This window comes from Romboutsia sp. 13368 (assembly GCF_018336475.1).
In the GTDB taxonomy this organism is placed as follows: domain Bacteria; phylum Bacillota; class Clostridia; order Peptostreptococcales; family Peptostreptococcaceae; genus Romboutsia.
In genome coordinates this window covers 2,341,240-2,343,132 of the sequence record NZ_CP048741.1, presented here as the reverse complement: position 1 = coordinate 2,343,132, position 1,893 = coordinate 2,341,240, and the positions used below count along the sequence as shown (strand labels likewise).

At 27.4% G+C, this 1,893-nt stretch carries 2 protein-coding genes; both read left to right on the top strand.

Annotated elements, in window-relative coordinates:
* The first annotated feature begins 505 nt into the window (after positions 1-505).
* Positions 506-1,252, top strand: a complete 747-nt coding sequence (locus G3997_RS09810) for an SH3 domain-containing protein (RefSeq protein WP_296645586.1) — start codon at positions 506-508, stop codon at positions 1,250-1,252.
* Positions 1,246-1,602 (top strand): C40 family peptidase, encoded by a 357-nt coding sequence (locus G3997_RS09805; protein ID WP_296645585.1) that lies wholly within the window; start codon positions 1,246-1,248, stop codon positions 1,600-1,602. The genes G3997_RS09810 and G3997_RS09805 overlap by 7 nt, the downstream gene beginning before the upstream one ends.
* Positions 1,603-1,893: the final 291 nt, after the last annotated feature.

Genomic DNA, 1,893 nt, shown 5'->3' with positions numbered 1-1,893 from the left:
AAAGTATAAGTGAAAGTTTAAATAAGTAAAGAATGGTCATCAGGCCATTTTTTACTTATTTTTAAAAGCAATTTAATACTATTTTTAAAAATAAAATTAGATATAAAAAAGAACATAAATGTGGAATTTATGTTATTAAATGACTGGAAACCCATAAATATCTTTACTTATAGGCATAATTGATATATAATAATTATTAAAAGAATGTATTTTTAGGTGATACATTGGATAAAATAATTAGTTTAATTAGTTACAAATATCATATTTTTATACAAGATGTAAATTTAAAAAATTACTTATTACGTACTTAATTACTTTAATAATATAAGAATACTATATAAAATAAAAAAATAGATTACAAAAGAGTTACAAAAAATTGTCATATATATAAATAGAAATTTACAAAAATCTTGTGTATTAGTATTTTATCCTATATGATAAGAGCACCTATAAAAATAACCCATAAATATTTTATTTATGGTTAATTTTTGGAGGGAGAAATATTATGAAGAGAAAAATATTAGTACCAGTATTTGCATCATTAATGGCATTTTCAATGAATGCAGTTGATGCTCATGCAGATGAAGTAGAAAATAACAAGGAAAATGAAAAAAAATCAGATAAAGCCTTAGATTTAGGTGAATACCAACAATCTACATATAAAACAGCAGTTATTAAAGATGGAGTTGCTGTAAAAGTAAGAGCAGATGGAGAAGTTCAACATGTTGCTTACACAGGTGATGAATTCAAAGTTGTAGGAACTCAAGGTGAGTGGATTAAAGTTGCTTTAGAAGATAGAGAAGGATGGTTACCTGCTAGATATGTAGATATAACAGAATCAACAGGGTATATTACAGGTGAAAAGGTAAACTTCAGAAAAGAAGCAAATACTGATTCTGAAATAATAGAAGAATTAGAAATAGGTTCTAAAGTAAAAGTATTAGAAACTAATGAAAATTGGTTAAAAGTTAAAAAAGGTGAAGAAGAAGGATATATAAGAGCATTATATGTATCTGAAGAAGCACCAGTTATAGAAGTAGAAGAGACAGTAGTTAGTACTCAAGCTTCTATAACTCAAAATAACGCAACTCAATCTTCATCAAGTTCTAATAGTTCAACAAATCTTCATCAAGTTCTAATAGTTCAACAAATAGTGGAAGTGGACAAGTTACTAATAAAAAACCATCACAACAAAGTAATAGTTCATACAATCCACCAGCATCAAGTACATCTAGAGTACAGTCTGTGTTAAATTTAGCTTACTCTAAAATGGGATGCCCATATGTTTGGGGTGCTGAAGGACCAAATTCATTTGACTGTTCTGGATTTACATCATATGTATTTAGAAATGCAGTTGGTGTAGGTTTACCAAGAACATCTAGTGCACAATCAGGATACGGAAAAACTGTAAGTAAGTCAAACTTACAAGCAGGAGATTTAGTATTCTTTAATACTAGTGGTAAAGGAGTTAGCCACGTTGGTATATACGTAGGTGGAGGAAATATGATACATTCACCTTCATCAGGAAAAACAGTTAGTGTAACAAGTATAAACTCATCTTATTATAGTTCAAGATTTGTTACAGCTAAGAGAGTTTTATAATAAGGATATTATGCCACCTATATATTTATAGGTGGTTTTTTAATATAAAAATAGAATAGTTATATTAAATTTCAGATTATATATGAATATATTAGGTGTATATTTTTAAATAAATAAATTAAATTNNNNTATTGGTAATTTTTGTATGAAAGTAAAAAATGACATTTTGAGCAACGGATGTATCCTAAATGCTTCGCCGACACGTCGCTCAAGCGAAGCGAATTTTTTATAATTGAAAGATGGTGATATATTGGTATTTAGTAGTATAACCTTTTTATTTTATTTCTTACC

Coding starts and splice junctions, on each gene's coding strand:
- G3997_RS09810 (WP_296645586.1), top strand. CDS start 506: ATGAAGAGAAAAATATTAGTACCAGTATTTGCATCATTAATGGCATTT.